The sequence below is a fragment of the Sphingobium sp. PAMC28499 genome (assembly GCF_004795815.1).
GTDB classification, from domain to species: Bacteria; Pseudomonadota; Alphaproteobacteria; order Sphingomonadales; family Sphingomonadaceae; genus Sphingobium; species Sphingobium yanoikuyae.
This window is the reverse complement of the sequence record NZ_CP039248.1, coordinates 4,627,154-4,650,181: the sequence shown is the minus strand read 5'-3', so window position 1 is coordinate 4,650,181 and position 23,028 is coordinate 4,627,154. Positions and strand designations below refer to the sequence as shown.

16 protein-coding genes are annotated in these 23,028 nt (G+C 66.8%); 8 read left to right on the top strand and 8 right to left on the bottom strand.

Features of this window, described 5'->3' with window-relative positions; all coding sequences use genetic code 11:
- Positions 1-14: 14 nt before the first annotated feature.
- From E5554_RS21915 to E5554_RS21900, 4 genes are all read right to left on the bottom strand, one after another.
- Complete coding sequence (locus E5554_RS21915; protein WP_136188078.1) at positions 15-1,250, bottom strand: amidohydrolase family protein; 1,236 nt, start codon at positions 1,248-1,250, stop codon at positions 15-17.
- Between the two features lie 80 nt (positions 1,251-1,330).
- Positions 1,331-2,227 carry a LysR family transcriptional regulator gene (locus tag E5554_RS21910; RefSeq protein WP_136188077.1) on the bottom strand — a complete coding sequence of 299 codons (897 nt, stop codon included), beginning with the start codon at positions 2,225-2,227 and terminating at the stop codon, positions 1,331-1,333.
- Positions 2,228-2,269: 42 nt separating this feature from the next.
- Positions 2,270-2,878, bottom strand: a complete 609-nt coding sequence (locus E5554_RS21905; protein ID WP_136188076.1) for a response regulator — start codon at positions 2,876-2,878, stop codon at positions 2,270-2,272.
- Positions 2,871-4,481, bottom strand: coding sequence for a HAMP domain-containing sensor histidine kinase (locus E5554_RS21900; protein ID WP_136188075.1), 1,611 nt, complete (start codon positions 4,479-4,481; stop codon positions 2,871-2,873). The genes E5554_RS21905 and E5554_RS21900 overlap by 8 nt, the downstream gene beginning before the upstream one ends.
- Before the next feature lie 226 nt (positions 4,482-4,707).
- Here E5554_RS21900 and E5554_RS21895 point away from each other — a divergent pair, with 226 nt between their 5' ends.
- The 3 genes from E5554_RS21895 to E5554_RS21885 are packed head-to-tail and all read left to right on the top strand — an operon-like array spanning position 4,708 to position 8,386.
- The gene (locus E5554_RS21895) at positions 4,708-5,796 is read left to right on the top strand and encodes a flagellin (protein WP_017500692.1); all 1,089 of its coding nucleotides are present in this window, start codon (positions 4,708-4,710) and stop codon (positions 5,794-5,796) included.
- A gap of 51 nt (positions 5,797-5,847) precedes the next feature.
- Positions 5,848-6,777: a polysaccharide deacetylase family protein gene (locus E5554_RS21890; RefSeq protein ID WP_136188074.1), complete on the top strand. Its 930-nt coding sequence runs from the start codon at positions 5,848-5,850 to the stop codon at positions 6,775-6,777.
- A gap of 49 nt (positions 6,778-6,826) precedes the next feature.
- On the top strand, positions 6,827-8,386 hold the full coding sequence (locus E5554_RS21885; RefSeq protein WP_247594332.1) for a right-handed parallel beta-helix repeat-containing protein: 1,560 nt from the start codon (positions 6,827-6,829) through the stop codon (positions 8,384-8,386).
- 48 nt (positions 8,387-8,434) lie between these two features.
- Here E5554_RS21885 and E5554_RS21880 read toward each other — a convergent pair whose 3' ends face one another.
- The 3 genes from E5554_RS21880 to E5554_RS21870 are packed head-to-tail and all read right to left on the bottom strand — an operon-like array spanning position 8,435 to position 13,389.
- Complete coding sequence (locus E5554_RS21880; RefSeq protein WP_069335445.1) at positions 8,435-9,460, bottom strand: zinc-dependent alcohol dehydrogenase; 1,026 nt, start codon at positions 9,458-9,460, stop codon at positions 8,435-8,437.
- Between the two features lie 45 nt (positions 9,461-9,505).
- Entirely contained in the window at positions 9,506-12,178 is a 2,673-nt protein-coding gene (locus tag E5554_RS21875; RefSeq protein WP_136188072.1) for an HAD-IC family P-type ATPase, read from the bottom strand.
- A 50-nt stretch (positions 12,179-12,228) separates the two neighbouring features.
- Positions 12,229-13,389, bottom strand: a complete 1,161-nt coding sequence (locus tag E5554_RS21870) for a phospholipase A (protein ID WP_247594331.1) — start codon at positions 13,387-13,389, stop codon at positions 12,229-12,231.
- Between the two features lie 422 nt (positions 13,390-13,811).
- On the opposite strand from E5554_RS21870, the gene E5554_RS21865 reads away from it, so the two are divergent.
- The 4 genes from E5554_RS21865 to E5554_RS21850 are packed head-to-tail and all read left to right on the top strand — an operon-like array spanning position 13,812 to position 20,171.
- On the top strand, positions 13,812-15,203 hold the full coding sequence (locus tag E5554_RS21865) for an efflux transporter outer membrane subunit (RefSeq protein WP_247594330.1): 1,392 nt from the start codon (positions 13,812-13,814) through the stop codon (positions 15,201-15,203).
- Positions 15,200-16,291, top strand: coding sequence for an HlyD family efflux transporter periplasmic adaptor subunit (locus tag E5554_RS21860; RefSeq protein WP_004208404.1), 1,092 nt, complete (start codon positions 15,200-15,202; stop codon positions 16,289-16,291). Before E5554_RS21865 ends, E5554_RS21860 begins: the two co-directional genes overlap by 4 nt.
- Positions 16,288-19,038, top strand: a complete 2,751-nt coding sequence (gene rbbA / locus E5554_RS21855; protein ID WP_281729014.1) for a ribosome-associated ATPase/putative transporter RbbA — start codon at positions 16,288-16,290, stop codon at positions 19,036-19,038. Before E5554_RS21860 ends, rbbA begins: the two co-directional genes overlap by 4 nt.
- A gap of 5 nt (positions 19,039-19,043) precedes the next feature.
- A complete protein-coding gene (locus tag E5554_RS21850; RefSeq protein ID WP_017500701.1) occupies positions 19,044-20,171 on the top strand; it encodes an ABC transporter permease in 1,128 nt (375 codons plus the stop codon).
- A gap of 15 nt (positions 20,172-20,186) precedes the next feature.
- Here the strand turns inward: E5554_RS21850 and E5554_RS21845 are convergent, their stop codons facing one another.
- A complete protein-coding gene (locus tag E5554_RS21845) occupies positions 20,187-21,839 on the bottom strand; it encodes a hypothetical protein (protein ID WP_136188070.1) in 1,653 nt (550 codons plus the stop codon).
- A 237-nt stretch (positions 21,840-22,076) separates the two neighbouring features.
- On the opposite strand from E5554_RS21845, the gene E5554_RS21840 reads away from it, so the two are divergent.
- Positions 22,077-22,826 carry a LytTR family DNA-binding domain-containing protein gene (locus tag E5554_RS21840; RefSeq protein ID WP_136188446.1) on the top strand — a complete coding sequence of 250 codons (750 nt, stop codon included), beginning with the start codon at positions 22,077-22,079 and terminating at the stop codon, positions 22,824-22,826.
- Positions 22,827-23,028 lie beyond the last annotated feature (202 nt).

The following is a 23,028-nucleotide window of genomic DNA, read 5'->3' as shown; positions in this document are numbered from 1 at the left end:
AAGCGTCTTTCTGGTCAGACCGTCAGGGGCTCGGGCACGGGGGATTTGTGCATCCGCCCGCCCAGCATGATCATCTTGATATTGGCCGCATCCTGCAGCAGGCGGACGTCCCTGGTCGGATCGCCCTCGACCAGCAGCAGGTCGGCGAGATAGCCCGGCTTCACCTGACCGACGGGCTGGTCCATCAGCTCGCCGCCCAGCATGGTGGCGGCGTGCAGCGCCTCGGCCGGGGTGAAGCCATAATAGGTGACGAAATGCTCCAGGTCGCGGGCGTTGCGGCCATGGGGGTTGAAGGGGAAGCCATAGTCGCCGCCGGGCAGGACACGCACGCCGCGCGCCTTCAATTTGGGCACCAATGTCTTTTCCAGTTCCAGCCGCTCGGCCGCGCTCGCTTTCATCGACGCCATATTGATATGGGGCGGCGGATTGGCCTCCAGCGCGGCGACCGATACGCCGGGGCCGGGGGCGTAGAAGATGGCGTCCTTCTTCGCCGCCATGGCGTCGACCGCCGCGTCATCCGCGAAGGAGCAATGATAGAGGATGCGGGCACCCGCTTCGAGCGCCAGGTTGATGGCGCGCGGGCTATAGGCATGGGTCGCGATCCACAGGCCGGCTTCTCTCGCCGCCTCGCCGGCCGCGATCATTTCCTCGTCAGTGTAGAGGATATCCTGCGACGATCCGGGCTTGAGCGCATCTTCGCCCGAAATCACCAGCTTGAGCGACTTGACGCCCTCCGCCGCGCAATAGGCGACGAAGGCACGCATCGCTTCGGGCCCCCGCCCGTTGAACACATCACCGGTCTCGACCCCTCCCTCGCCTTCCGGGCTGCGCTCCAGCGTGGAGGGCACCAGGCGCGGACCGGGCGTTTCGCCCGCCGATATGGCGCGGGCGAGTTCCGGCTCGATCTGGTCGCCCAGCGCGCCGGCCGAATAGAGGCTGGTATAGCCATGGTCGAGCAGCACGCGGGCATTGCGCCAGGCGGCGACCTTCAGTTCCTCGGGCGGCAGGATGAACTGATGATAGATTTTCTCGACCGAGCTGCCCCAGGTCAGATGGGTATGGGCGTCGACCATGCCGGGCATCAGCGTCGCGCCCTGGCCGTCGATCACCATGTCGGCCTGCGCCGCATCAATCGCGGCTTCGTCGCGCAGAATGGCGGTGATGCGATCGCCCTCGATCATGACCGCGCCGGGGAAGGGCGCACTGCCGGTCCCGTCGAAAATCGCAATATTGCGGATCAGCTGCCGCACGAGGGCTCTCCCTTGGTCTCTTGTTGAATGCCCTTATGCGCCGAATTTATACGCAAGAATAATAATGATTTTTGGCAACGTCATAGCTTGGAGCTATGGATCATGATGCCCAGCAGCGCCTCGCCCAGCCGCGACAGGCGGGCGTCCTTCAGCTTGCGGATGCCGATGCTGCGCTGGAAGGTCGCTTCGCGAATGGCAATCGCGCGCAGCACGCCGATTGACAGTTCGGCCGCCGCCACCTTCATCGGCAGGATGGTCAGCCGGCTGCTGTTCCGCACCATCGCCTTGGTCGTCAGCAGGGAGTCGCACCGGATCACGTCCTGCGGCACCGGCACGCCCGCCGCCATGAACAACGCGTCGATCTGCCGGCGAAAGGCGCCGCGCGCCTCCGGCAGCACCCAGCGCTTGGCCATCATGTCGCGCAGCGACACCTCGGCCGGCAGATGGTCTTTGCGGCGGCCGACCACCAGCGCGAACGGATCCTGCGCGAAGGTGATTTCCTCGATCCCCTCGGGCGGCTCCTCCAGCCCCGTGGTGACGAAGGCCAGCTCGATCTCGCCCCGGTGCAGCATGTCGGCCAGGTCATGGTCGGGCCGTTCCACCGCATGCAGCGCGAAATGGCCCATCTTGTCCTCCAGCCGGCGCACCGCTTCGGGCAGCAGGCTGACCAGGGCGCCCGGCGTGCCGCCCACGCGCAACGGTCCGGTCACGCCCGCGCGGGCCAGTCGCAATTCCTCTTCCGCGCCGCTGATCAGGCTGTCGACCGCCTCCGCCCGGCGCAGCAGCACTTCGCCCTCCGGCGTCAGGCTGATGCCGCTGCGCGACCGGGCGAACAGGGCCGCGCCGACCGACTGTTCCAGCTGCGCGATCGCATTGGACACCGATGGCTGGGAGATGTTGAGCAGCCGGGCGCCGCCGCTGATCGAATTGGCACGGCAGACGGCGAGGAAGGTGCGAAGCGCGCGGGGATCGATCATCGGCCTAGATAGCCCGACCATCGCCGCGCACAACAAGACAATCTAGCCGTCGGTGCCGCTCGCCTCCCGCACCAGGGCGATCAGGGCAGCGGGACTGCTGGCGCCGGTCTTGGCGACGATCGCGGCGCGATGATCCTCGATCGTCTTGGGGCTCAGCGACAGGGCGGCGGCGACCATCTTGTTGCTCATCCCCTGGGCCAGGCAGTGCAGCACCTCGCGCTCGCGCGGGGTCAGCGGCGCCAGCCGGGCCAGCGCCCCGCGCCGCTGCCGGCTCCAGCGCGCGCCCTCCGCCACGGCGGCCAGCAGCCGCCCCTCGTCGATCGGCTTTTCCAGATAGTCGAGCCCGCCATAGCGGCGCACCGAATCCACCGCGCTGCTGGTGGTCGGCCAGGCGGTCATGAAGATGATCGCCACCGCCGGATCCTGCGCCCGCATCCGCTCGGCAAAGGCAAAGCCGTCCATGTCCGCCATCATCACGTCGGTGACCAGGCAATGGGCCGGCTCGTCGGCCTGGGCGCGCAGCATCGCGCGGGGCGTTTCGAACGCCTGGGTGCGATAGCCGTGCCGGCCCAGCAGACGCGCCACCGCCCGGCCCAGATCATGATCGTCATCGACCACATGGATGATGGCGGGATCGGCCGGGTCAGTCATGGCTGGGCTCCGTGCGGGGCAGGGACAGGCTGGCGCGCGCGCGGCCCTGCGCGATGTCGCGGGTCAGCGTGCCGCCATGGGCGTCGGCGATGGCACGCGCCACCAGCAGGCCGATGCCCATGCCGCCATAGTCGGAGGTGGGGGACGGGACCGGGTTGGCGACATGGATCGTCACCTGATCGGCCCGGCTTTCCACGGCGATCTCGATGGTCGATCCGGGCGCTGCCAGCATCGCGTTGCGCAGCAGGTTGAGCAATATCTGGGTCAGTTCGATCTCATGCCCGGTGACCTGCAACCGTGCATCCATCGGCGGCAGGCTGATGGCGCAGCCCAGGCTGCGCGCCTCGCCGCCGACCATGCCGGCACAGTCGCGCAGCATCTGGCCGACGATGATCGGCGATGGTTCGTCGACCGCGCGGCCGCCAAAGCTGCGCAGCCGTCGCACCATGTCGGCCAGCAAAGCCGCCTTGCGATCGACCAGCTCGATGCTCTCGCGCATCTCGGCCAGGTCGGGCTGCGGATCGCGCGACAGGGCGGACAGATGCCGGGTCTCGATCGCCAGCGTCGACAGTGGCTGGCTGATCTCGTGGATGATCGCCACCGACATGGCGCGCAGCGTCTTCAGCCGTTCGGCCTGGAACAGGATGCGGTCGCGTCGGGCGATATCCTCGCGGGCGCGAATCTGCGCCTCGGCAAAGCTGCCGGCCAGATAGGTGGCGATCGCCATCGCGGCGAGGCCCATGTGCAGCGCGAAGCGGGTGGCGCTGGCCGACAATGGTGCCGACCAGGGCAGGATGATCGCGGCCGACAGGATGATCGCGATCCACGCACCCAGCCGGCCGCAGCGCAGCCCCACCCAGATCGCGCCGATCAGCACCGGCGTGACCGCGATCTGCGGCTCGACCCGCGCCAGCCCCCAGGCGAGCAGCCAGGCAAAGACGAAGACGGCGGCCGCCTCGACCGCGCGGCCGCGCCCGATCTGCATCAGCCGCCGCGCCTCCTCATTGCGCGTGCCGATCCACAGCAGGGGCGGCGCGACCAGCAGCACGCCCAGCAGGTCGCCGACCAGGAAGGCGGCGATGGTGGTGGCGATCGGCTGGCTGGGCAGGGTGCCGGACACGCCGGGCCACAGCCATTCCCAGAAACCCGCGGTGAAGGACACCAGCGTCGGCGCCAGCACCGCGGCCAGGCCGAAGGGCATCGGCGCGATCGCCAGTTCCGACCGGCTGCGCCGCTCGATGAAGCGCACCAGCGCGATCATCAGGCCATAGGCGGCGGGCGCGCGCGCCACCCCGCCCAGCTGGTTGAGAAATTCGGGCCCGCCCCACACGATCGTGCCGGTCAGCAACTGGATCACGCATTCCTCGACGATCAGGACCGGCGTGAAGCGCGCGCCGATCCGCCACAGCAGCGCCAGCCGCACGCCGGCGGCGGGATACCAGAGGCTGAAGAAATGGGCGCCACCCCACGGGCTGGCCGCCATATGCGCCAGCTTGAACGCGAAGGGATAGGCCAGCAGCAGCGCCACCAGCCGCCAGTCGATGGCGCGTGCCTCCAGGCGAAAAGGGCGCGGCCGGGCGCTCATGGGGGACAGGGTGGCCATGGCCCTGTCCTAGCCCGGATCACCCGCCTGCCAAGCCGGGAAATTCCCTGCCGTTTCAATCTTATCCGGGAATTAACCGGATAGGCCGGGCGCTGTGACGCGGCCATCACGGGGACGACCGTTTGGGGGCAACGCCTTTCGGTTGCCGGGCGGCGCTTTGCGACCCGCGTCGCCCGGTCCCACAGACGCCGGCATCTTCCTGCCTGGCATGGATGGAGGACATCCCATGAGCGTGATCGGAACCAACAGCGCGGCGCTGCGCGCGCAGCGGGCGATCGAGGCGGCCACCAAGGCCCAGGGCCAGGCAAGCGAGAAATTGTCGACCGGCAAGCGGATCAATTCGGCCAAGGATGATGCGGCCGGCATGGCCATCGCCCAGACCATGACCAGCCAGCTGCGCGGCATGGAAGTGGCCAAGCGCAACGCGGCCGACGCCATATCGCTGACCCAGACGGCCGAAGGCATATTGGGCGAGGTCCAGAACAGCCTGCAGCGGATGCGCGAATTGACGCTCCAGGCGGCCAATGGCGTCAACCGGCCGGAGGATCGCGCCGCGCTCCAGACCGAAATGGATCAGACCGTCGCCCAGATCAACGCGCTGCTGCAGAACAGCGAGTTCAACGGCGTGAACCTGTTTTCGAACACAACGCAAGGGACGGCGGCCCGCGACTATAATGCGGATGGCGATTTGCTCGATTACAACGGCTATGGATATTATCGCGATGAACTCATGCACAGCGCCGGCAGCACCGTCATCAATGTCCAGGCCGGCGCCAATGCGACCGACAATGTCGCCATCACCCTGCCGACCCTGCGCAGCAACAGCGACGATTTCACCCTGCTGGGCACCGACCTCGCGGTGAACGGCACGATGCGCTTCGTGGGCATCAGCAATATCGATCTGACGCTCGACTATGATGTCGGCGTGGCCGCCGTCCATCGCACCAACGATCTGGGCAGCACCGGCTGGATGGACCCGGAAGGCTATGTCGCCTTCACCGATTCCGACTATAAATCCTACGCCCAGATCGGCGTGACCGCGCAGCAGGGGCTGGCGGTGATCGACGCGGCGCTGGCACAGATATCGACCGCCCGCGTCAATCTGGGCGCCGCGCAGAGCCGGCTGGAATCCATCTCCAGCCAGCTCGACACCAATATCGTCAACCTCACCGACGCCCGCTCGCGGATCGAGGATGCGGATTTCTCCACCGAATCCACCGCCCTCGCCAAGAGCCAGATCCTGTCGCAGGCGGCGACCGCGATGCTGGCCCAGGCCAATGCCCGGCAACAGGATGTGCTGAAACTGCTCGAATGATCCGCGCGGCCCGGCTAGGACCGCTGCGGACATTCAGCGGGAGAGGCGGAGATGATGAAGCGGGCCATGGCCCTTTGCCTGCTGCTGGGCAGCGCAGCGGCGGCGCAGGCGGGCGATCCGCCCCGGTTCGATGTCACGATCACGGTCGATGATCTGCCTGCCCATGGCCAGTTGCCGCCCGGCACCACCCGCGCCGATATCGCCCGCCGCTTCCTGGCGACCCTGAAGGCGCATCATGTCGCGGAGCCCTATGGCTTCGTCAATGCACGCGGGCTGGCGGAGGATCCGGCGTCGGACGCGGTGCTGACGCTCTGGCGCCAGGCCGGCTATCCGCTCGCCAACCACAGCTATAGCCATTTGAATCTCGACGGCGCGCCTTCGCTCGACGCCTGGCAGGCGGATGTGATCGCGGGCGAGCCGGCGCTGGAACGGCATATGGGGAAAGGGGACTGGCACTGGCTGCGCTTTCCCAACCTGTCGAGCGGCAAGGACGCGACCCGCCATGACGGCGCCGCCGCCTTTCTCAAGCAGCGCGGCTATCGCATCGCCAGCGTCAGCCTGGCTTTCGAGGACTGGGATTATAGCGATGCCTATGCCCGCTGCCGCGCGCAGGGCGACGATCGCATGATCGCGGCGATGAAGCGCCACTATCTGGCCGTGGTCGATCAGGCGATCGCGCGGGCAAAGGCCAATGCCCAGCGCGTCCATGGCCGCCCGATCCCGCATGTGCTGCTGCTCCATGTCGGCGCCTGGACCGCCGACACCCTGCCCGATGTCATGGCCCGGCTCGATGCCGCCGGCGCGCGCTATATTCCGCTGGCACAGGCGGAGGCCGACCCGGCCTATGCTCAGGCCGAAGCCCTGCCGGGCGGCGGCGGCATCATCGAACGGGTGGCGCAGGCGCAGGGCATCGCTCTCCCCGCCGATAGCGCGCCGGCATCCAAAATCGACCTGCGCCAGGCCTGCCGCACGCCCGGCTGAGGCGACTTCACCTTGCATTCAGCGCGCGACCGATAGAATGGCGCGCAATATGACGATGGGTAAAAGCCGGCATGGCCGGGCGCTGACACTCTTCCTGCCTTTCCTGGTCCTGACCGCGGGTGCGACATCCGCGGCGCAGGCGACGACCTATTATGTCAACAGCGCCACCGGCAATGATCGCGCCGCCGGCACCACCGCCGACCAACCCTGGCGCAGCCTGGCGCGGGTGCGCGACTATCCGCTGATGCCGGGTGATCAGGTGCTGCTGATGGCCGGATCGCGCTGGCAGGAGCCGCTCACCATCACCCGATCGGGCCGCTCCGGCGCGCCGATCAGCGTCGCCGCCTTCGGCACCGGCGCACGGCCGCGCATCGACGCCGGCGGCGTCTCGCCCCATGGCGTGGGCGTCATCAATGCCGAATATGTCAGCGTCAGCGGGCTGGAAGTCACCAACGACAATTCCGCCCCGGCCCAGCGTTTCGGCGTGCTGGTCTCGGCGATCGACCGGGGCGTGACGCGCGGCATCCGCATCAGCGACATGTATATTCACGACGTGCGCGGCGTGAATGATCGCAAGGATAATGGCGGCATCGTCTTCAGCGCGACCGGCAAGAAGCTGCCGACCCGCTTTCAGGATCTGGTGATCGAACGCAATATCGTCTGGAAGGTCGACCGGTCCGGCATCGCCGGCATCGCCGACCGGATCAGCGCCAAGGACTGGTTCCCGAGCGAAAAGATCGTGATCCGCGACAATCTGGTCGAGGATATTGGCGGCGACGGCATCGTCCCGCGCGGCACTGACGGCGCGCTGATCGAACATAATATCGTGCGCTATGCCGGCGCCCGTGCGCCGGGCTATAATGCCGGCATCTGGCAGTGGAGCACCGACAACAGCCTGATCCAGCTCAACGAGGCCGCCTATACCCGCACCCGCTATGACGGGCAGGGCTTTGACAGCGACTTCAATTCGCGCCGCACGACATTGCTCTACAATTACAGCCACGACAATGCTGGCGGCTTCCTGCTGATCTGTTCGCCCGGCCGCAACGACAAGGATAATCTGGGCAATCGCGGTACCGTCGCGCGCTATAATGTCAGCCGCAACGACGCGCTGCGCATCTTCCAGCTCGCCGGCAATGTCTCCGACGTGCTGGTGGAAAAGAATGTGATCCATGTCGGCAAGGGCATGGATGTGCAGATGGTGGTGGCGACCAACTGGGATGGCTGGGCACAGGATGTCCGCATCGTCGAAAATGACTTCAAGGTCGCCGGCACCGCCCGTTATGGCAGCGAGAGCGGCCGGTCAGGCCCCGATTACCTCATCAAGGCGGGTTTCGCCCCGGCCCAATTTATCCGCTTCCGCGACAATCGCTACTGGGGCAGCCATGTCGACCTGCCGGCCGAGGCGGCGGGCGACGTGATCCCGCCCTATCTCGATCAGCCCGCCGACTGGCAGGTGCCGGTGTTCGACCCGGCCAGGGCAGAGGGCTTTCCCGAATTCATGGCCCGGCACCGTGCCTGGATGCTGGCCATGCTGCAACGCGAACTGGGCCAGGCGGTGCAGCCGCGCCAGCCGCGCCGCATCTCCATCTTCGAAGCGCGCCGCTGACCGGCGGCGCGGGCGGCATGCACCGCCCGCGCCCGGCCATGCCGCCCGTTACAGGGTGAGCGAGATGCGCCCGTCCACCTTGCCGGCGCGCAGTTCGTCCAGCACGGCGTTCACATCATCGAACGGCCGGGGCGTGACATGCGCCTTCACCTTGCCCTCGACCGCGAAGGCGATCGCTTCGGCCAGGTCGCGCCGGGTGCCGACGATCGACCCGCGCACGGTCACGCGCTTGAGCACCACGTCGAAGATCGGCGTCGGGAAATCGCCCGGCGGCAGCCCGACCAGGCTGACGGTCGCGCGCCGGCGGGTGCAGGCGATCGCCTGGGCAAAGGCGGGGGGCGACACCGCCGTCACCAGCACGCCATGGGCGCCGCCGCCGGTCGCATTCTGCACTTCCGCCACGACATTGTCGGCCCGCGCATCCAGCGCCAGGTCCGCGCCCAGCGACCGGGCCAGCTCCAGCTTGCTCTCGCCAATGTCCAGCGCCACGACATGCAGGCCCATCGCCTTGGCATATTGCACGGCGACATGACCCAGCCCGCCGACGCCGGAAATGGTCACCCATTCGCCCGGCTTCGCCTCGGTTTCCTTCAGCCCTTTGTAGACGGTGACGCCCGCGCACAGGATCGGTGCCATCGTCACGAAGTCGACGCTGTCGGGCAGGCGGCCGGCAAAGGGCGCGCTGGCGATCGCATATTCGGCATAGGTGCCGTTGACGCTGTAGCCGGTATTATGCTGCCGTTCGCACAGCGTTTCCCAGCCGGTCTCGCAATATTCGCAGGCGCGGCAGGCGTCGTGCAGCCAGGGGATGCCGACGGCGTCGCCCTCCTTCAGGTCGGTGACACCCGCGCCCAGCGCCACGACATGGCCCACGCCCTCATGGCCGGGGATCAGCGGCAGGGTCGGCTTCACCGGCCAGTCGCCATCGATCGCGTGCAAATCGGTATGGCACACGCCACTGGCGGCGATCTTCACCAGCACCTCGCCGGGCCCCGGCTCGGGTATCGCTATCTCCTCGATCGTCAGCGGCGCCTTGAACGTCCGGGCAATCGCGGCTCGCATGGTCGTCGGCATGATTTCCTCCTTCTTCTGCGGCTGTTGGACTGTGGATAATGGCGGTCAGATATCCTCGAACCAGGCGAGCCGATGGGCGGCCAGCTTTTCGAGTTCCAGCACGGCGAACATCGCCGCGCCCAGGCCGATGATCATCAGCCCGTCGGTCAGCGACAGCGGCCGGCTGTCGAAAATATCGTGCATGAACGGCGCATAGGTGAAGAGCAGCTGGGCGATCGCCACCGCCACGATCGCCGCCAGCACGATCGGCGTGCCCATCGCGCCGCGCAGCGTCAGCGATCGCATGTGCAGGAAGCGGACATTGAACAGATAGAATATCTCGCCCACGATCAGCATGTTGACCACCATGGTCCGGGCGGTGTCGATGTCGTGGCCGACATGCTGGGCATAGAAGAATATACCCAGCGCCATCGCCCCCATCAGCACCGATACCAGCATGATGCGCCACAGCAGGAAGGGGGAAAGCAGCGGCGCACCGGCGGCACGCGGCCGCCGCTCCATCGTCCCCGGCTCGGTCGGCTCGAACGCCAGCACCAGCCCCAGCGTCACCGTCAGCACCAGGTTGATCCACAAAATCTGCGTCGCCGTCATCGGCAGGGCAAAGCCGGCGATGATCGCGATCACCACCGCCAGCGTCTCGCCGCCATTGGTCGGCAAGGTCCAGCTGATGACCTTGCGGATATTGTCATAGACGGTGCGCCCTTCGCGCACGGCCGCCACGATCGACGCGAAATTGTCGTCCAGCAGCACCATTTCGGCCGCTTCCTTGGCGGCCTCCGTGCCCTTGATCCCCATCGCCGTGCCGACATCGGCCTGTTTCAGCGAGGGCGCGTCGTTGACGCCGTCGCCGGTCATGGCGACGACCAGCCCGTGCGACTGGAGCGCGCGAACGATGCGCAGCTTGTGCTCGGGGGATGAGCGGGCGAACACGTCGACATCGCGCACCCGCGCCGCCAGCGCCTCATCGTCCAGCGCCTCGACCTCGGCGCCGCTCATCGCCTGGGGATCATCGTCCAGCGCCAGTTGCCGGGCGATGGCGATCGCCGTGCCGACATGGTCGCCGGTGATCATCTTGACCGCGATGCCGGCCGACCGGCACTGGGCGATCGCCTGCCGCGCCTCGTCGCGCGGCGGATCGATGAAGCCCATCAGCCCCAGCAACTCGACCCCGCTCTTCAGATCGTCGAAGCCGATCCGGTCGGGCGCCCCTGTGATCCGCTTGACGGCAAAGCCCAGCAGGCGTTCGCCCCGGTCGGCGGCGGCCGACAGCCGCGCGTCCCAGGCGACGGCATCCGCGCCGGTCATCGCCAGCACCGCTTCGGGCGCACCCTTGATGAAGATGGCGCTGCTGCCATCGGGCGCGCGATGCAGCGTCGCCATGAAGCGATAGGCGGCGTCGAACGGGATTTCGTCGATCCGCGGCCATTCGTCGCGCACATGGTCGGCGCTCAGCCCCGCCTTCATCGCCAGCGCGACCAATGCCCCCTCCATCGGGTCGCCCTGCACGGTCCAGCCGTCATCCGCTTGGCGCAGCAGGGCATCGTTACACAACAGGCCGCAGCGCAGGATTGGCGCGGCATCGGCCAGCGCCGCGGCATCGTCGCCGCCCTCGGCCAGGCTGATGGCGCCCGTCGGCGCATAGCCCGATCCGCTGACATGCAGGTCGCCGCCGGGCAGCAGCAGGTGACGCACGGTCATCTCGTTGCGCGTCAGCGTGCCGGTCTTGTCGGTGCAGATCACCGACGTGGCCCCCAGCGTCTCGACCGCCGGCAGGCGCCGGATCACCGCCTGCCGCGCGGCCATGCGCTGCACGCCGATCGCCAGCGTGATGGTGATGACGGCCGGCAGCCCCTCCGGCACGACGCCGACCGACAGGGCGACGATGGCGATCAGCGCATCGATCCAGTGGAAGCCGCGCGCCAGCACCGCGAACAGGAACAGGACGACCGCGCCGGCCAGCACCGACCAGGTCATCAGCCGGGCGAAATCGTCGATCTGCCGCACCAGCGGCGTCTTGCCGACCTCGACTGCCTTCAGCATGCCGCTGATCCGGCCGATCTGGGTGTGGCTGCCGGTTTCGACCACCAGCCCGGTCGCCTGGCCGGCGGCCACCAGCGTGCCGGAAAAGGCCATGTTGCTCTGGTCGGCGATGCCGGCGTCGGCGGCGATCAGCGTCTGATGCTTTTCCGCCGCGACCGATTCGCCGGTCAGCGCCGCCTCGTCGATCAGCAGGCCGCGAGCGCGCAGCAGCCGGATGTCGGCCGGCACCCGGTCGCCCGCTTCCAGCAGCACGATGTCACCCGGCACCAGTTCCAGCACCGCCACGACGCGCCGTTCGCCGCTGCGCAGCACCATGGCATGCGGCGCGATCATGTCCTGGATCGCGCCCAGCGCCTCTTCGGCCTTGCCCTCCTGGATGAAACCGACGACCGCATTCACCAGCACCACGGCCAGGATCACGGCGGCATCGATGCCATGGTTCAGTAGTAGCGCGATCAGCGCCGCACCCAGCAGGAAATAGATCAGCACGCTGTTGAAATGCGCCAGGAATCGTAGCAGCGGATGCTGGCGCGGCGCTTCGGGCAGGGCATTGGGGCCATAGCGCCGCAGCCGGGCTTCGGCGTCGCGCTGGTCCAGCCCGGTCGCTTCGACGGACAGCGTTGCCAGCGCCTCTTCGGGCGGCAGCGCATGCCAGGCAACGGGCGGGGCAGAGGACATCGGCTTCCCTTTCAGTCGCGTCGAGCGGCCGGGGGCAAGCCACCCGGCGGTCAGCGCACCAGCGCGAAGCCGATCCGCAATCTTGTTATGGAACGATTATAGTCCAACAGGTTCTCGCCATATCCGGCAAATCCCTGAGCGAACAAATAGAGATCGGGGCCGCCGCCCAGCAGGCGCGGCAGCGGATAGGACAGGTCCGCGTTGATCGCGCCCTTGCCCGATCCGAAATTGAATCGGCTGTTGGTCGACAGGCGCAGCCCGTCATCATCGCCGACCTGCAGGAACAGGCCGGCATGGCCGCGATAGCGGACGATATCGGGATTGTCCGACTTGTCGCCGACATAGAAGGTCAGGCGCGGTGCTACCAGCAGCCGCCGTTCCTCGCCCAGCGAGAAGGCCGCCATCGGCGCGACATAGAAGCTGTTGATGCTGCGCGACGCATCGCCGTCCCGGCCGTTGGATTCGTGCCGAAGCCCGCCCTGCAGCGCCAGCGACATGCCGTTTTTCAGCATCCGGGTCGGCGTCACATAGATGAGCTCGGGCTGATAATCGATGTTGCGGAAGGGCATGGAATTGGCGCCCAGATCCCAGAACATGCGCTGGGTATAGGCGAAATGCAGGCCGTCCCGCCACGAACTGGGCAAATGCGCGGCATCGCGCGACCCGAACAACCGATATTCGAAGCTCAACTGCAACCGGGCATCGGTATTGGTGCCGGGGCCATAGACTGCGTAGATCGGCTCATAGGGCGCCAGATTGCCGATGAAGGCATTGCCCGCGCTGCGATCGGCCGGCGGCGCGACCGGCGGCGGCACCGGGGTTCCGGGCGGTGGCGGCGGCGGTGGAACAGGCACCGGCGAGGCGGCCGCCATCCGCGCGGCCGCCGCGCCATGCAGCGCCACCTGCGGCGAATTCCAGGCCGGGATCGACAGCAACGCGCCCTCGGCCATGTCGCTCGCGGACAGTTGATAGCGCGCCTGGGCAAAGCCGCCCGGCGCAATCTCCACCGTCTCCGGCACGCCCGGCGCCCGGCGCAGCCACAGCCGGCGCGCCGCGCCATCCTGTTCCACCAGCGCCTCGACCCGGTCGGGCAGCGGCATGGCGGCGGGCGCCGTGCCCATGTTGAGGAAGCGCAGTTCCACGCTCGCCATATTCTGGTCATCGGGCAGGGCGATCCGCCCTATCAGGGTTTCTACGGGTTCCCCGGCCAAGGCGCTTGTCGCAAAAGAAGGCGACAGGCCAACCAGCAGCCATGCCAGGCTCGACCAGGGGGCAGGCAAGCGTCGTGGTTGCGCGCGGCGGTTGTGGATCATCCTGCGTCCCTTGTCGCGTTGCGCCCCTCGCAACGGCGCGAGCGGTCAGGTCAGGTGCGATTGACGATACTGGTTGTGGTCGATAAACACAAATATATTAGAGGCATAAGTTGTTCGTGAGTCTTTGTGGTGTTTTGAAACATCATGTCTCACAAAATCGAGAATAGATGAAATCGGTCGATGCTATATCGATTGAATACGGGTCCATGTTGCTCGAAAAGGAGTGCTTGGTGTCGCTTGGCAATTCCGATTTTGCGATAGATCATGGCTCGCTGGGGAGGGTTTTACCTGAAGCTTTGGCGATGTTTCTGGCTCTTTCTTTGGCCGGTTGTTCCTTTGCGCCCGATTATGTCCAGCCATCCCTGCCGGTGCCCGACAGCTATGCCGTAGCGACGCCCGAAGGTGGCTCGCTGGCCGGGCGCGACTGGGAGCAGGTTTTTCCCGATCCCGAATTGCGCAGGCTGGTCGCCCAGGCGCTGGCCAATAATCGGGACATTCGCATCGCCGCCGCCCGCGTGGCGCAGGCGCGCGGCGCCTGGCGGATCGAGGGCGCCTCGCTCTATCCCCAACTCGATGCGGTGGCGACGGGCACGCGCGGTCAGACCTTCTACAGCCTGCCGGTGATCGGCGACCAGATCGTCGATGTGAAATCGATCACCGCCCAACTGAGCGCCAGCTGGGAAATCGATTTCTGGGGCCGGCTGCGCAATCTGAAGGAGGCCGCCCGCGAACAGTTTCTGGCGTCCGAGGAATCGCGCCGCGCGGTCGCGACCGACCTGATCGCGCAGGTTGCGCTCGGCTATCTGCTGGAGCGCGAATATGAGGAGCGCGCCGCCCTTACCCAGCAGTCGATCACCACCCGGCAGGAAACGCTGCGGATCATGCGCCGCCGCTATGAGGTGGGGTCGGGGTCGAAGCTGGACCTGGCCCAGTCCCAGGTGCTGCTGGCCCAGGCGGATACCACCATGCATGTGCTGAACCTCGACCGCGCGGTCAATCGCAACGCGCTGGCGCTGCTGGTCGGCCAGCCGATGGAGATTGCGCCCGGATCGCTGCGGCTGGCCGGGCCGGGCGGCGATTATCAGGTGCCCGCCGGCCTGCCATCCGAACTGCTCACCAACCGGCCGGACATCGTTGCCGCCGAGCATCAGCTGCGCGCGGCCAATGCCAATATCGGTGCCGCCCGCGCCGCCTTCTTCCCCAATATCAGCCTGACCGGCGCCTATGGCACGACCAGCCCGGATCTGGACGGCCTGTTCGGCGGCAATAGCGAGGTGTGGAGCTTTTCGCCGACGATCCGTCTGCCCCTGTTCAACGCCGGCCGGCTGAAGGGCAATCTGGACGTGGCGCAGGCGCGCCGGGACGAGGCCGTCGCTACCTATGAAAAGACGATCCAGTCCGCCTTTCGCGATGTATCCGACGCGCTGGTCCGGCGCCGCCAGATCGCCCTGCAGATCGGCACCACGCGCCAACTGGTCGATGCCCAGCGGGAACGGGCGCGCCTCGCCCAACTACGCTTCGACAATGGCCGCTCCACCTATCTCGAAGTGCTCGATGCCCAGCGCGACCTGTTCGATGCGGAACAGGCGCTGGTCCAGCTTCGCCGGGGGGAACTCTCCAGCATCGTCAGCCTCTATGCCGCCCTGGGCGGCGGCTTTGTGGTCAATCGCGGCATCGCGGCCGCCCCGTCCGGGAACCAGGGGGAACCATGAGCATGAACAAGCGCTGGATCGTCAGGGGGCTGATCGTGGCGGCGGTGGCCGGCATCGCCTTCCTGCTCTGGACATTGCTGAAGCCGGCCGGCCTGCCCGAAGGCATTGTCGGCGGCAATGGCCGGCTGGAAGCGACAGAAATCGACGTCGCCTCCAAGTCTGCCGGACGGATCAAGGATATCGTCGCGGATGAGGGGCAGCTGGTGAAGGCCGGCGAGATCGTTGCCCATATGGATGTCGACGTGCTGGACGCACAGCGGACCGAGGCCGTCGCGCAACTGGCAGAGGCGCAGAATGCCGTCCTCGTCGCCCAGACCCAGGTCGCCCAACGCGAGAGCGAGAAGGCCGCGGCCCAGGCCGTGGTGCGCCAGCGCATCGCCGAACTCAACGCCTCGCGCAAGCGCCTCGCCCGGTCCGAAACCCTGGCCCGCGAAGGCGCGACCGCAGTGCAGGAACGCGATGACGACGCCGCCCAGACCGAAGGCGCCGCCGCCGCCGTAGAGGCGGCCCGTGCCCAGCTTGCCTCGGCGGAGGTCGCCATCACCAATGCCCGCAACCAGGTGATCGGATCGCGATCGCGCGTGGAGGCCGGCCGTGCCACCATCCAGCGGATCGAGGCGGACATCAACGACAGCAGCCTGCGCGCGCCCCGCGACGGCCGCGTCCAGTATCGCGTCGCCCAGCCCGGCGAGGTGGTGACGGCCGGTGGCCGGGTGCTGAGCCTGGTCGACCTGTCCGACGTGACGATCAGCTTCTTCCTGCCCGCTACCGCCGCCGGCCGCGTCGCCATCGGCAGCGAGGCGCGGATCGTGCTCGATGCCATTCCCGACTATCCGATCCCGGCACGGATCAGCTTCGTTGCCGACGTCGCCCAGTTCACGCCCAAGACGGTGGAAACCCAGAGCGAGCGCGAGAAGATGATGTTCCGGGTCAAGGCACGGATCGATCCGGCGCTGCTGCGCAAGCATATCGCCCAGGTGAAGACCGGCCTGCCCGGCATGGCCTATGTCCGGATCGATCCAGGCGTTGCCTGGCCCGCCTCGCTTGCGGTCCGCGCCCTTCCCGAAGGATCGCGGGCAGTCCAGTGAACCAGGCCGACCTCATCGGCGCGCCGACGGTCGATCCGGTCGTCCGCCTGTCCGGCGTCCGCCTCCATTATGGCAAGACGCAGGCGCTGCGCGGCATCGATCTCGACATACCGGGTGGGCGGATGATCGGCCTGATCGGACCCGATGGCGTGGGCAAGTCCAGCCTGCTCTCCCTCGTCGCCGGTGCCCATGTCATCCAGGATGGCGATGTCCATGTGCTGGGCGGCGACATGCGCGACAAGCGCCATCGCAGCGATGTCTGCCCGCGCATCGCCTATATGCCGCAGGGGCTGGGCAAGAATCTCTATCCCACCCTGTCGGTCGAGGAGAATTTGCAGTTTTTCGGCCGCCTGTTCGGCCATGACGGGGCGGAGCGGCGACGGCGGATCGATGCGCTCACCCGCGCGACCGGCCTCGACCCCTTCCTTGCCCGACCGGCGGGGAAGCTGTCGGGCGGCATGAAGCAGAAGCTCGGCCTGTGCTGCGCGCTGATCCATGATCCCGACCTGTTGATCCTGGACGAACCGACCACCGGCGTCGATCCGCTGGCCCGCGCCCAATTCTGGGATCTCATCAACGACATCCGCCAGACCCAGGCGCAGATGAGCGTCATCGTCGCCACCGCTTACATGGATGAGGCGCAGCGTTTCGACTGGCTGGTGGCGATGGATGACGGGCAGATCCTCGACACCGGCACCCCGGCCGAGATTTTCGCGCGCACCGGCACCAGTTCGCTGGAGGAAGCCTTCATCGCGCTGCTGCCCGAGGAGAAGAAGCGCGGTCATGAGCCGGTCATCATCCCGCCGCTCGAAGCCAGCGAGGATGACATCGCGATCGAGGCGCAGGGCCTGACCATGCGCTTTGGCGATTTCACCGCGGTCGACCATGTCAGCTTCCGTATTCGCCGGGGCGAGATATTCGGCTTTCTGGGGTCCAATGGCTGCGGCAAGTCGACCACCATGAAGATGCTGACCGGCCTCTTGCCCGCCACCGAGGGCAAGGCCTGGCTGTTCGGCAATGCAGTGGATCCGGACGACATGTCCACGCGCAAGCGGGTCGGCTATATGAGCCAGGCCTTCTCGCTCTACACCGAACTCACCGTCCGCCAGAATCTGGAATTCCACGCTCATCTCTTCCATGTCGCGCGCGAGGATATTCCCGCCCGCGTCGCGGAAATGGCCGATCGGTTCGATCTTGGCCCGGTGATGGAGGAACTGCCCGACAGCCTGCCGCTCGGCATCCGCCAGCGCCTCAGCCTTGCGGTGGCGATGGTCCACAAGCCGGAACTGCTGATCCTGGACGAGCCGACCTCCGGCGTCGATCCGGTGGCGCGCGACGGCTTCTGGCGATTGCTGGCGGAGCTGTCGCGCCGCGACAAGGTCACGATCTTCATCTCCACCCATTTCATGAACGAGGCGATGCGCTGTGATCGCATGTCGATGATGCATGCGGGCCATGTGCTGGACAGCGATGCGCCCGCGCGCCTGATCGAGAAGCGCGGCGCGCCTGATCTGGAACAGGCCTTCATCGGCTATCTGGTCGATGCCGGCGGCGACACCCGCCCGCCCGACGAGGAAAGCGCGCTCAAGGACATGGCGCAGGCGGAACATGGCACGATAAGGCGCGGCTTCAGCCCGCAACGCGCGCTCACCTATGCCTGGCGCGAGACGCTGGAACTGCAGCGCGATCCGGTCCGTGCGACGCTCGCGCTGATCGGTTCGCTGATCCTGATGCTGGTGATCGGCTTCGGCATGACCACCGACATCAACGAGCTGAACTATGCCGTGCTGGACCGCGACAACAGCATCCTCAGCCAGAATTATGCGCTCGACATTTCCGGCTCCTCCTATTTCGTCGAACATGCGCCGATCCGCGATTATGATGATCTCGACCGGCGCATGAAGGATGGCGAACTGGCGCTGGTGATCGAGATTCCGCCGGGCTTCGGCCGGGATATCGCGGCCGGGCGGAAGGTCACGGTCGGCGCCTGGTTCGACGGCGCCAATCCGCAGCGCGCCGAAACCGTGCAGGGCTATATCCAAGGGCTGCACCAGCATTGGCTGAGCCAGCAGGCGGCCGCGCGCGGCAGCGCGGTCGGCAGCAGCTTCTCGATCGAGAACCGCTATCGCTACAACCCCGATGTGCAGAGCCTGCCGGCGATGGTGCCGATCGTCATCCCGCTGCTGCTGCTCATGCTGCCGGCGATGCTGACCGCGCTGGCGGTGGTGCGCGAAAAGGAGATCGGGTCGATCATCAACCTCTATGTGACGCCGGTCAGCCGCAGCGAATTCCTGCTCGGCAAGCAGCTTCCCTATGTCGTGCTGGCGCTCATCAACTTCCTGCTGATGGTGCTGATGGCGATCTTCATCTTCGGCGTGCCGGTGAAGGGCAGCTTCCCGACCCTGCTGCTGGCCGCCGCCATCTATTGCGTCACTGCGACCGGCATGGGCCTGCTCGCCTCGGCCGTGACGCGCAGCCAGATCGCCGCGATGTTCCTGGCGATGATCGGCACGATGATCCCGGCCACCACCTATGGCGGTATGACCGACCCCGTCTCCTCGATGGAGGGCAGCGCGCGGATCATCGGCGACATCTATCCCGCCAGCCACATGTTCACCATCAGCCGCGGCGTTTTTGCCAAGGCGCTGGGCTTTTCGGACCTGGCCGGCTCCTTCCTGCCGCTCGCCATTTCCGCGCCGCTGATCGTCGGGATCGCGATCATGCTGCTCAAGAAGCAGGAGGCCTGACGCCGATGCTCGCGACGATTTCCAACATCTACCGGCTGGGCGTAAAGGAGCTGTGGAGCCTGTGGCGCGACCCGATCATGCTGGTGCTGATCCTGTTCGTCTTCACCGTCTCCATCTATACCTCGGCCAATTCCAAGCCGGAAACGCTGCACAATGCAGCCATCGCAATCGTCGATGAGGATGAATCGCCGCTGTCACAGCGGATCGTCGCCGCTTTCTATCCGCCGCAATTCACGCTGCCCCGGATGATTGCGCCGGCGCAGATCGATCCGGGCATGGACGCGGGCGACTTCACCTTCGTCCTCCACATACCCCATGGCTTCCAGCGCGACGTGCTGGCCGGCCGGACGGCGGAAATCCAGCTCAACACCGACGCCACGCGCATGAGCCAGGCCTTTTCGGGCAGCAGCTATGTGCAGCAGATCGCGACCGCCGAAGTGAATGAATTCGTCAACCGCTATCGCGCCAACAGCGTGCCCAAGGTCGACCTGGCGGTGCGGGCACGCTTCAATCCGACGCTCAACCATACCTGGTTCGGCGCCCTGGCACAGATCATCAACCAGATCGCGATGCTGTCGATCATCCTCACCGGCGCGGCGCTGATCCGCGAGCGGGAACATGGCACGATCGAGCATCTGCTGGTGATGCCGGTCACCCCGTTCGAGATCATGCTGTCAAAGGTCTGGTCGATGGGGCTGGTCGTGCTGCTCGCCTCGTCCCTGTCGATCAACCTGGTGGTGCAGGGGCTGATGCACGTGCCCGTCGCCGGATCGCTGGCGCTCTTCTTCGCGGGCGCTGCGCTGGTGCTGTTCTCCACGACCTCGATGGGCATTTTCCTCGCGACGCTGGCACGCAACATGCCGCAATTCGGCATGCTGATGATCCTCGTGCTGCTGCCGCTGCAGATGCTGTCGGGCGGCACCACCCCGCGCGAATCCATGCCCAAGCTGGTGCAGGATGTGATGCTGTTCGCGCCGACCACCCATTTCGTCGAACTGGGTCAGGCGATCCTGTTCCGGGGCGCCGGCATCGGCGTCGTCTGGCCGCAATTCGCCGCCACCGCCGCGATCGGCATCGCCTTCTTCCTGATCGCACTCACCCGCTTCCGCCGGACGATCAGCGCCATGGCCTGATCGTCCGGCGGCTCTTCATGGCGCCAGCCGGTCCACGCTCAGGCGCCGGCCGCCATATTCGGCAAAGCCCCGGCTGCGCGGCTGACCATCGGCTTGGGGCGTGAAGTCGGTCGCGGCGGGCTTGGCGCCGCCCAGCGGTCCGAACGTCATCTGCAGCTTCATGATGCCGGGGCGGGGACCGGTCAGGCGGATGTCGGCTTCGTAGCTGGACTGGCCGCGCATGTTGATCTGCGTCGTCTCGCGCCCGCTATAGACCTGCTTTCCGTCGTCGCTGAAATCGACATAGATTTTCTCGATGGCGCCGCTCGTGCGCCGATATTGGATATGGCCTGACCGCCGGCCATAGACCTTCACGTCGATATTCTGGCTCTTGCCCGCCAACACCGACAGGGTGGACAGGTCGGTATCGCCATAGGGCAGGCTGTCGGGCACGGCGCGCGGGGCGACCGCCGGCCCGGCCTTGTATCCGGGCAGGGTGACGATCTGGACCCGCTTGGTCTCGCTGCCGCGCAGCCCCTCGATCCATGTCGCCCGGCGGCTGTCGGGATGCCAGGACATGGGCGAATGAAATACCCAGTCGGCCTGGCTACTGAGGTTCGCGCCCTGATAGCCATCCTCGCGCTGCGACCGGGCGATATCGATCAGCGCCGGCCCGACATTGCCCGCCCGCGCCGTGCGCACGCCGGTGACGGCATAGGTATAGGCGAACATGCTCAGCCCCATGTTCAGGCTGTCGGGATAGGGGCGGGGCATCAGCCCCAATATCGCCGGGTCGGTCTGCGAAAAGCGGGTGGTCATCACCATGCCCAACCGCTCGTCCGGCGAGAAGATCGTCGTTTCGGTATAGCCCGGCGTATCGGTGATCGGCGTCACCTTGCCGCTCGCCAGGTCCATCACCACCGAATCGGGCAGATCGCGCTTCACCGCGCCGACCAGCGACAGGGCGCTGCCGCCATGGACGAACTGCTTCACCTCGCCGCCGCGGATCGGCGACGGGATGACGCCATCGGCATGGGCCGGATCGGGGCTAAAGGGATCGCTGCTGCTGATGATCTGCGGCCGGGTGACGACATAGCCATCCGGGCCGCGCGTCAGTTCGCCGGTCAACACCGCGGCGGAATAATTGGCGAGCAGGGTCGTCCAGGCGATATGGCGATTGTCCGGCGCCACCACCATTTCCGACCAGCGATGCCAGATATGCGCGCCATCGGCCACCTGCGGCGGATAGGTGACCGGCACCAGTTGCGCCTGCGTGCAATCGTCCAGGCTGGTCGGGCATTCAATCACGAAATCGCCCAGGAAGATGCGCTTATTGTCGGCAAACACCATGTAGCGGATGCCATTATCTTTCGGTCGGGCGGGAATCGTCCCGCTGAAGATTGGGCGGATATGGCTGCCATCATCATCCATGATGGCCAGGTTGATCTGCCGCGGATCGCTCTCGCCCGGCTTGGCATAGGTCAGCAATATCCGGCCCGACGGCGTGTAGGTGGCGCTTTGCGGCCGCATGTCGGCGGGCAATGTCAGGGTGCGGATCACCGGCTGGCCGAACAGCGCGCCTTGCGCCCCAGGCCGGGCCAGGGTCGGCCCGCCGTCCAGCGCCAGCCCGCCGATCAGGATGGGCAGCATGGCCAAGATAGGCAGTCGGCGGGAAGGGGGCTTGGTCACCAAATTCTTTCCTCGTCTCGGCCGTCGCCCAGGGGCGCGGGGCGGCCGTCCGCTCTGCTGATGGCACCTGCCCGCCCGCCGGCAAGCGCCAATCCGTTACGCGGAAAGAGGGCTTGCCAATGTCCCGCAAAACCGGGCATTTTCCAGCCGGCGCTTCGCGAACGGGCAGGGCGACAAGCGGGGCGGAGAGGGGAGCGGCCGATTTTCAACCGACGCATCTTGCTGGAGCTGTGGGCGATGCTGCTGCTGGCCGGCATCATCGGCTTCATGGGGCCGTTCGGCACCTATATGCGCGACGGGCTGCCGGGGCGGATCGGCCATTGGTGGCTGCTGCTGATGGGGGCCTATATCCTCGTCCGGCCGGTGATCTGGCTGCTGCGCCGGCTGGCGCAGCGGATTGACCTGTCGATGTCGATCACCGTCTTTTCCGGCGTGTCGCTCTGTGTCGTGCCGCTGGCCTTCCTCTGGCGCAATGTCGGCCGCACCGCCTTTCGCGACCTGGACGGCTTTACCGGCCTGCTGCCCTTTTCCTTCCTCTGCGCGCTTGCCGTGCTGGTCGTGACCCAATGGGCCGAACAGACCGACCGGCGGCTGGCTCGGCGCCACGCTGCGCCGTCGCCCGCCGATGCCCCACTTCCCGAATACGCCGCCACAACATCCCCCACCGAACCCGCCCTGCGCCATCGCCTGTCGGCCGGCTTTGCCGGGCCGATCCTGGCGCTGCAGAGCGAGGATCATTATGTCCGCGTCCATGGCGCGGGCGGCAGCGAATTGCTGCTGATGCGGCTGCGCGACGCGATTGCGGAGATGGAGGGGGTGGCCGGCGCGCAGGTGCATCGCAGCTGGTGGATCGCCCATCGCGCCATCCTGCGCTGTGATCCCGCCGGGCGCAGCTGGCTCATCACCCTGGATGGCGGGCTCAGCGTCCCCGTCGCGCGCGATTCGGTCGCCCGGCTGCAACGCGCCGGCTTCCTGCCCGCGTCCTGACCCGCTCTGGCGAGCAAAAGAAAACCCCGCCGGAGCAAGCTCGACGACGGGGCCAGGTTCAGGGAGGTGTCACTCCAAAGGGGGGAAGAGTGACAGGACCAATCTAGGAAAGTGCGCGTGGCTTTCAAGCATCAGCCGCATATTTTTGTCGGCGGCTGCGCCCATGCCATCGGCCCTATCGCACGGCTGAACCCGCTATTTC

Excerpts from the sequence above, each read along its gene's own strand:
- E5554_RS21850 (WP_017500701.1), top strand. The coding sequence starts at position 19,044 with ATGCTCGCGACGATTTCCAACATCTACCGGCTGGGCGTAAAGGAGCTG.
- E5554_RS21905 (WP_136188076.1), bottom strand. The coding sequence starts at position 2,878 with ATGACTGACCCGGCCGATCCCGCCATCATCCATGTGGTCGATGACGAT.
- E5554_RS21860 (WP_004208404.1), top strand. The coding sequence starts at position 15,200 with ATGAGCATGAACAAGCGCTGGATCGTCAGGGGGCTGATCGTGGCGGCG.
- E5554_RS21875 (WP_136188072.1), bottom strand. The coding sequence starts at position 12,178 with ATGTCCTCTGCCCCGCCCGTTGCCTGGCATGCGCTGCCGCCCGAAGAG.
- E5554_RS21880 (WP_069335445.1), bottom strand. The coding sequence starts at position 9,460 with ATGCCGACGACCATGCGAGCCGCGATTGCCCGGACGTTCAAGGCGCCG.
- E5554_RS21840 (WP_136188446.1), top strand. The coding sequence starts at position 22,077 with ATGCTGCTGCTGGCCGGCATCATCGGCTTCATGGGGCCGTTCGGCACC.
- E5554_RS21895 (WP_017500692.1), top strand. The coding sequence starts at position 4,708 with ATGAGCGTGATCGGAACCAACAGCGCGGCGCTGCGCGCGCAGCGGGCG.
- E5554_RS21890 (WP_136188074.1), top strand. The coding sequence starts at position 5,848 with ATGATGAAGCGGGCCATGGCCCTTTGCCTGCTGCTGGGCAGCGCAGCG.
- E5554_RS21885 (WP_247594332.1), top strand. The coding sequence starts at position 6,827 with ATGACGATGGGTAAAAGCCGGCATGGCCGGGCGCTGACACTCTTCCTG.
- E5554_RS21900 (WP_136188075.1), bottom strand. The coding sequence starts at position 4,481 with ATGGCCACCCTGTCCCCCATGAGCGCCCGGCCGCGCCCTTTTCGCCTG.
- E5554_RS21910 (WP_136188077.1), bottom strand. The coding sequence starts at position 2,227 with ATGATCGATCCCCGCGCGCTTCGCACCTTCCTCGCCGTCTGCCGTGCC.